Source organism: [Zimmermannella] bifida NBRC 103089 (genome assembly GCF_001570925.1).
Taxonomy (GTDB): Bacteria; Actinomycetota; Actinomycetes; order Actinomycetales; family Microbacteriaceae; genus Gulosibacter; species Gulosibacter bifidus.
Genome location: NZ_BCSP01000007.1, coordinates 84,555 through 92,555, shown reverse-complemented (window position 1 = coordinate 92,555; position 8,001 = coordinate 84,555). Strand labels below are relative to the sequence as shown.

General features: G+C 61.6%; 5 protein-coding genes. 2 read left to right on the top strand and 3 right to left on the bottom strand.

The genetic code is table 11. The features are described 5' to 3' along the window. Positions 1-273 precede the first annotated feature (273 nt). Positions 274-2,757 (bottom strand): FtsX-like permease family protein, encoded by a 2,484-nt coding sequence (locus ZBI01S_RS06935; protein ID WP_066058308.1) that lies wholly within the window; start codon positions 2,755-2,757, stop codon positions 274-276. Next, entirely contained in the window at positions 2,754-3,494 is a 741-nt protein-coding gene (locus ZBI01S_RS06930; RefSeq protein ID WP_066058304.1) for an ABC transporter ATP-binding protein, read from the bottom strand. The genes ZBI01S_RS06935 and ZBI01S_RS06930 overlap by 4 nt, the downstream gene beginning before the upstream one ends. A gap of 213 nt (positions 3,495-3,707) precedes the next feature. Here ZBI01S_RS06930 and ZBI01S_RS06925 point away from each other — a divergent pair, with 213 nt between their 5' ends. Next, a complete protein-coding gene (locus ZBI01S_RS06925; RefSeq protein WP_066058300.1) occupies positions 3,708-4,922 on the top strand; it encodes a sensor histidine kinase in 1,215 nt (404 codons plus the stop codon). A 118-nt stretch (positions 4,923-5,040) separates the two neighbouring features. Beyond that, entirely contained in the window at positions 5,041-5,823 is a 783-nt protein-coding gene (locus ZBI01S_RS06920) for a response regulator (protein WP_066058298.1), read from the top strand. A 76-nt stretch (positions 5,824-5,899) separates the two neighbouring features. Here the strand turns inward: ZBI01S_RS06920 and ZBI01S_RS06915 are convergent, their stop codons facing one another. Then, positions 5,900-7,846: a heavy metal translocating P-type ATPase gene (locus tag ZBI01S_RS06915; RefSeq protein WP_066058296.1), complete on the bottom strand. Its 1,947-nt coding sequence runs from the start codon at positions 7,844-7,846 to the stop codon at positions 5,900-5,902. Between the last annotated feature and the right edge of the window lie 155 nt (positions 7,847-8,001).

Sequence of the window (8,001 nt, the reverse complement as noted above, 5' to 3'; positions counted from 1 at the left end):
AGCTGGTGATTTCGAGATTCACCAGGGGGTGTGAGGGCAGTGTTTAGCGAGGCAGATACGTAACCGGGGCTACAGCTCGGAATCACTCGGGTGATTTCGTGCCAGAGCCCCGGTTACGTTACCCACCGCATCCGCCGTACTTGACGCCTGGAGTGTGCTGTAGGTTCAAGCGATCAGTGGACTAAATACGTGCTGAATATCTTGGCGGATTGAATTGCCTCGATCGTCGTATTGTCGGTGGGCGGTATTCCTGCGGGGTGGATTACCGCCTGATTATTGCTGCGCGAGGGCCTGAGCCGGCGCAATTCGAGTGGCCTTGCGTGCCGGGCTTGTACCGGCAAGCACACCGATACCAATGGCGACAACGAGGACAACCAGCACGGCTACCCATGGAATCGACTGTTGCGTGCCGCCCAGCGGGATGAGCGCGGGAACCGCAGCCATGCCCAGCGGGATACCGATCAGGATCGCGAACCCGGCACCGGTGCATGCCAGCACGACTGACTCGATGAGCACCATGCGGCGGACTCCACCGCGGCTCGTGCCGAGTGCGCGCAGCAGCGCAATTTCTCGTCGACGCTCACCAACGGCCAGGGCCACTACCGACGCCAGACCGAGGGCAGAAATCACGATCGTGAGCGCAAGCATCGCGAGCACAAACATGACCAGCATGTTGATGGCTTGCATGATCATCTGCTGCAGGGCCATGGGACCTTCGAGCTGCAACGAGTTGTATGCAACGCGTACTTCGTCGATGGTCTTCGCCAGGTTGTCGATCGTGTTCGCCGGGGCCTCTACCCAAAGGCGGGAGTTATCGACCGGCTTCGCGAATTCCGCGAGCGTGGTTTCGGTAACGCCACCAACGATCGACGGGGCAGAAGTGAATGATCCAAGACCGTCGAAGGCTTCGTCGAGGTGAATGGTCAGTGTCACGGCCTTGCCGTCAGTATCGGTGAGGACAATCTGGTCGCCGTCCTTGAGGTCGTACGCGCCAGCCATAGATGCCGATACGAGGATTTCGCCATCCTGCAGCGGAGTCGTAAACGCGCTCGAAACTGATTCGGGGACGGTCGTAACTTCAGTGAATGGAGTTCCCGTTTCGGGCGCGGAGACCTCTGCACTCTTGGTGAATGCCGTGGATGAAACTGCGTCGCTGTTGACAATCGGTGCTACCGCTTCCGGAGCAATCGCGGCCCCACTGGAATCTGAAATAACCGCGTCGAATGCGAAATCCTCATCCATCTGCTTGTTAAACGTCGCTGTGGCGCCGCCAACTGCCGTGAGCATGGCGAGGACGAGGCTGCCACCGAACGCGATGGCGAGCACGACCGTGCCTGAGCGGCGTGCGGTGCGAACGAGGTTTTCGCTCGCGATCTTCGCGATCGGGCCGCCGGCACGAAGCGGTGCCGCAATGGCTGGCATTACGATGGGCACCAGCAGCGGAACCAGCACAAACAGGCCTGCTGCGAGCACGACTGCCGCGAGGATGAACAAGAACGGGTTGGCGGTTGCGGGGAGCGTGTTCGCTGCGGCACCGGCGACACCAGCCGCACCTCCGACAGTCAGCAGCGAACCGATAACCCAGCTGAATATCCTGCGGCCTTCGCGCTCAGCGGCAGCCGAGTTGGCTGCGCCGAGGGATGCGATTGGGCTGAGGTTACGCAGGCGAGCAGCAGGTGCCCAGGCCGCAAACACCGTCATGAACGTGGTCGCTACCAGCGCAGCAATCACCCAACCGATCGAGACGACGAGTCCGCCACCGGCGAGACCGGCAAGCTGAGCTACACCCCAACCGAGCGCGATACCGACGCCGACACCGACAACAGCCGAGACGAAACCAATGAGGGCGGCTTCGTACAGCACGGCGGACTGCACCTGACTGCCGGTCGCCCCCACCAGTCGCAGCAGACCGTTCTCGCGCAGGCGCTGCGAGAGCAAGACCTGGAAGGTGTTGCGGATCACCATGACGGCCGCGAGCATCGCAATGACGACGAAGATCATGAACACGATGGTGAGCGTCTGCGTCGAGCCGGTCTGGCTCGCGATCTTGGCGTTCACGTGGTCGTTGACGGTCAGCGCCTTCGCGCCGTGCGGTGCATCGGGATCGAATCCCATCTCGGTGTTGATGGTTGACACCATCGAGTTCGGGTTGCCACTCGTCGCAATGATGTACTCGCTGGCGGGCGCACCGGATGCGGATTCCAAGAACGCGGGTGGGGCAACGAACCACGGGTTTCCGCGAAGCGGCGCACTCGTTGTGATGGTGCCAACAACAGTGGCTTCCTTGGAAGCTTCGCCGAAGAATCCGAACGAAACGGTGTCGCCGATCTTGAGACCGAAACGGTCAAGGTTTTCCTGCGTTGCGAGCACTTCATCGGTGTGAGCCGGCCAATTGCCCGACTCAAGGTTGACCCAGCGCAGCGACTCTGTGCTGGGCAGCGAGTGCAGCTGCACATCAAAGTCAGCGCCCTTGATCGTGGCGCGGACATACGATTCGTGCACCGGTTCAACGGCGGTGACGCCGTCGATCTGCGCGAGCTTGTTGACGTCAACGGGCGCGCCGTCGGTGGTGACGATGACATCGGCATGCGAGAGGGGAGCCGCCATGCTCGCTGCCATGCCGCGGTCAAGCGTGCCGATGAAGGTACCGGTGGCCATGATGGCCATCGCGCTCAGTAGTGAAGCGAGGGCGATTGCGAGGATGCGTCGCGGCGAGCGACGGATCTGCGCGGTGGCGAGTTTGCGTGCGACGCTCATGCTCCGACCTCCGCCATGACGGCTGCGATCTGCTCGTAGTTGGCCCCGCGAAGATCGTGGGCGATCTGGCCATCAACCAGGATGAGCGTGCGATCTGCGAATGCAGCGGCAGCCGGGTCGTGGGTGACCATGATGATCGTCTGGTTGCGTTCGTGCGCGGCCTGCTGCATGCTCTGCAGCAATTCGCGACCGGTGCGCAGATCAAGGGCGCCCGTTGGCTCGTCGGCAAAGACGACGGCAGGCTGTGAAATCAGGGCGCGGGCGACGGCTACACGCTGCTGCTGACCGCCCGAAAGCTCGTGCGGCAGGTGGGCGAGACGCTCAAAGATACCGAGGCGACTGGCGAGTCGATCGATTTCACCCGCATCCACCTTGCTGCCGGCAAGACGCAGCGGCAGCTCAATGTTCTCGCGCGCGGTCAGCGTCGGAACCAGGTTGAACGACTGGAAGATGAAACCGAGTCGGTCGCGACGGAGTTTGGTGAGCTGCTTGTCGTTCAAGCCGGTTAGCTGGTTGCCTTCGATACACACCGAACCCGAGGTGGGGGTGTCGAGGCCAGCGAGCAAGTGCATCAGCGTCGACTTTCCCGAACCAGACGGGCCCATAATCGCGGTGAATTCGCCAGCGGCAAATCCTGCCGTGACGCTGCGCAGCGCGTGCACCTGAGCTTCGCCGGTGCCGTAGGTTTTCGTGAGCTCTTGGCAGCTGACTGCCGCCGGGGGTGTTGGGTGGTTCATCGTGATCCTTTCAACGTGTGTGCGGTTTTGAAGGCAGATTGGGCACGCACAGCTTGCGGTGATGGTTCAAGGATGCTGACATCCGGTTTCGTGCGGCAGTGTGCTGTAGTCGCATTCAGATGCATTCGCTGATACTCGAGGAGGAGAGAATTTCTCGGGCATCCACTCCATATGGGGGAAGGTGCGCACGCGACCAATGTCTAGGGTTGAGTTATGCAGGATTCATTCATCGCCACGCGCCCCAACCCCATGCGGGTGCTTCGCAATGATGCGATCGCTGCGGGCATCATGGGCGCGCTCAGCGCACTGCCACTGTTGCTGCCCGGGGGCAACGTTGCCCCGCAACTTGTGGGATATGCGGTGTTGTGGTCGGTGCTGAGCTGCCTGGTGCTCACTGCCCGCCGAGTCGCGCCGGTGACAACCCTGCTCGCCACGAGTGTGCTTGCCGGTGCGACGCAGGGACAAACCCCGTTCGCGTTGTTGCCAACGTTTCTTGCGGTCTTGATTGCGGCCTATGGTGTGGCTGCATTTGCGCAGCGAAAATACATGTTCTTGAGTTTCTTGCCGATGGCGGCCGCGCTCGTGCAAGTGGCGCTGCAGATTTTCATCGGCATGCCCTGGGCAAGCGACCACGCGTTTCTAGGGGTTGACGCTTGGCGGCAAGCCGAATCGCTAATCGCGTTCGTTGCCGTGGTGGTGCTGTCGTTCCTTACTTCGTGGGCATTGGGCATGGTGCGACGCAGCCAGCTCGCCGAGGTCGTAACCGCGCAAGAAAAAGCGCTACTGCTCGAACGTGACCAACAGCGACTGACCGAGCTCGCACTCTCGGACGAACGCTCGCGAATCTCGCGCGAGATGCACGACATCATTGCGCACTCGCTGGCATCGATCGTGACACTGGCCGAAGGTGGGCGCATGGCTAGCCGTACCCGGCCCGAGATTGGGAGCGAACTGTTCGGCAAGATTTCCGAGGCCGCGCGAGACGCCCTGGGCGACATTAAGGTGCTACTGCAACGCGTTGATTCGCCGCAGGACGATGCCCCGGTGAAGGGAATCGGTGACCTGCGCGAACTGGTGTCTGCCGCTCAGCTTGCGGACGTTCCGCTTCGTTTTATTGAGACCGGTGAACCGCGGGAACTACCAAAGGGGCTGTCGCTCGCGGTATTTCGTGTTGGACAAGAGTGCCTGACAAATATGTACAAGCATGCGCCGGGTGCCCCCGGCGAGCTTCACCTGGATTGGCGCTCGGACCAACTGGTCCTGCGGGCAATCAACGAGCGCGTGACCTCGGCGCCTCCGGTGCCGAGCGATAAGCGCGGGCTCTCGGGGATGCGCGAGCGCACGGAATTGTTTAACGGCGAGTTCTCGGTGCATGAAAATGACACGAGCTTTGAAATATCTGCAATTTGGCCGTTTTCGGCAACATGATGCCGTGAATATCGCAAAGGTTGTGCACTTAGTCTTACGGCGTCCGTAACTAGGTGGAAACAAGCATGAATCGACCATTGACCGTTACCTCGACAGAAATTGCAACGTAGGAGAACCAATGACTGCACAGTTGGGCGACACCGACACGAATGCTGCGGATCCGATCCGGGTGCTGATCGTCGACGACCAGTCGCTCGTTCGTGATGGGCTGGCGTTGATCGCAGGATCTGCCGATGACATCGAAGTCGTCGGCACCGCCGAGAACGGCCGAGCCGGTATCGAGGCGGCGTTCCGCCTGCGTCCCGATGTGGTGCTGATGGACATCCGCATGCCGGAACTCGACGGTATTTCGGCAACGGCGCAGCTGCTGCGCCACGAAGGTGAATCCACCGACATTCGAGTCATTGCGCTGACCACCTATGACTCAGAGGACTTTGCCGTGCGGATGCTCTCTGCCGGCGCGTCAGGTTTCTTACTGAAGGACGCACCCGGCGAAGAGCTCGTGCGGGCGATCCGCACGGTTCACGCCGGCAACGGGATTATCGACCCATCAATGACGAAGTCACTGATCCAACGCATGTTGTCGCAGCATCCGCAGCAGGCGGCCGGCGTTGTGGCACCGGGCACAGCGGATGCGGGTGCTCAGGCAGCTGCGAACGCTGCGAAGGCGTCTGGTCGCGCACCCGAAGCCGAGGCACAGTTCGAGCAGTTGACGGCACGCGAACGCGACGTGTTTGAACTGCTGGTGCAGGGTGCATCCAACGGAGAAATTGCCGCGAAGCTGTTCTTGGCTCAGGTGACGGTGAAGTCACACGTCGGTCGAATCTTGGAGAAGCTCGACCTGCCCGACCGCGTACACGTGGTGATCTGGGCGTACCAGCACGGCTACGCCTCGGCATAAGCAAGCGGTGCCGCACCCGAATTCGTGGCTTGGCACCGCTTGGGTCACCCGGATCGCTGTGTGGATACGTAGTCGATCAGTCCGCGCTTGGTGCGATTTGGTGCTGGTTGCCTGAGGTTAGCGCGCGGAGCGCGTAGAGGATTGCAGCGAGATCGACGAGCTCTTGCGAGAGCGCACCCCAGATCGCCGGGATGTAGCCGAACGCGGCAATGGTCATGAGCCCCAGCGACAGTGCAATACCGATCCAAATTGCGGTGATGGCAACTTGGTACGTGTGTCGGCCGATCGACACAGCCCGTGCCACCATCGAAATATCGTCTCGAACAATCACTGCATCCGCCGACTCACTGGCCGCGGTTGCGCCGCGTGCGCCCATCGCAATGCCGACATCGGCCGCGGCAAGGACTGGCGCGTCGTTGACACCATCACCAACCATGATGACGGGGCGAGCGCCCTGTTCGGCAACGAGACGAACCTTGTCTTGCGGGAGCAGGTTGCCGTGCACCTCGGCAATGCCCGCTTGGGCAGCTAACGCATCGGCGGTGTGCTGATTGTCACCCGTCAGGATCACAACGTGTTCGATACCATTGCCGCGAAGATGCGTGACGGTGTCGGCGGCGTTGCCGCGGAGCCGGTCAGCAATGCGCAGCACACCGGCGTAGACGCCGTCGATGGCGACATACACGGCAGTCTCGCCCGCGGTCAGTTCGGATTCGGGCGCGTTCGCATCGAGTTCGCGGATGAACGCGAGCTTGCCGACGCGCACGTGGCGGCCGTCGATGCAGGCATCGACGCCGTTGGTGGCGATTTCTTCGGCAGTGTCGGTGGTCGCCAGCGCGAGTCCACGAGATTGCGCGGCATCGATGATGCCAGCTGCCAACACGTGCGTGGAGTACTGCTCAGCAGAGGCCGTTAGCCGCAGCAGCTCGAGCGCTTGGTCATCGAGCGTGGCAGCTTGTTGAACGTCCGTATTGCCTGCAGCGAACGATTCGTGCAGCTGTATGGCGGTGAGTTCGGGCTCGCCGTGCGTGAGCGTACCGGTCTTGTCGAACGCTACGGTCTTGGCTTTGGCGAGTTGCTCGAGCGTTGCGCCACCCTTGACGACGACACCTTCGCGGGAGGCGCGGCTCATGCCACCCATGAACGCGACCGGTGCCGCGATCAGCAGGGGACAGGGCGTTGCCAAGACAAGTACTTCAGCGAAGCGGGTTGCTTCGCCGGACAGCCACCAGGAAAGCCCGGCAACCGCGAGCGAGACGAGCGTGAACGGAATCGCAAACCGGTCGGCAACACGAACGGTTGGGGCCTTGGCCTGCTCGGCCTCAGAAACGAGCGCGATGATCTGTTGGTACTGCGAGTCCTTGGCGCTCGCGGTAGCGCGGATGCGGATGGCCGTGTGTCCGTTGACGGCACCGGAGCGAATATGGTCACCGGCGACATAAGCAGCCGGCAGGCTTTCGCCGGTGAGTTGCGACTCATCGATTTCCGCGTTGGCGGTGAGGAGCTCACCGTCGACCGGAATGACTTCGGCGGGCTTGACGAGCAGGATGTCGCCTGGTGTCACCTCATCGACGGGGACATCTGTGCTTGCGGGGAGTTCGTCCGTCGTGGAAGTCAGGGCGGTGTCGTCGGTTTGTGTACCGAGTCGGTGCGCGCGTTGCGGGGCACGCTTAAGTAGCGCATCGAGGTCTTTGGTGGCGCGGGATGCGGCGTAGTCTTCGAGCGCTTCGCCACCCGAGAGCATGAGCACCACGATCATGGCGGCAATGTACTCGCCCACAGCAATGGCAGCGCTCATCGCAACCACGGCCAAGATGTCGAGACCGAAGTTGCCGCGCAGGATGTCGCGCACCATGTCGATGACGGTGATCACAATGATGATGGCGACATAGCCCGTTGCGACGGGCTGGGCAACGTTTCCGAGGCCGCCGAGCGCCAGGGCAATCACGATCGGGAGCAATATGAGCGTGCACAGCACAATCGGATAGCGGCGGGCGAACGTACTGAGGTTCGGCACTTGCATCACTTCCTTCGTACTTAATGATCCCGGATTTGCGGGGCGGTTTCCAGCTAGGTAAGGCTTGCCTGATCAGGGAATTTATGGGGTCAACGGGTTTGCTTGAGCGGAATTTCGAGCGCGTGCGGTCGTCATTTCGGTAGTCGTTGTGCACGGGATGT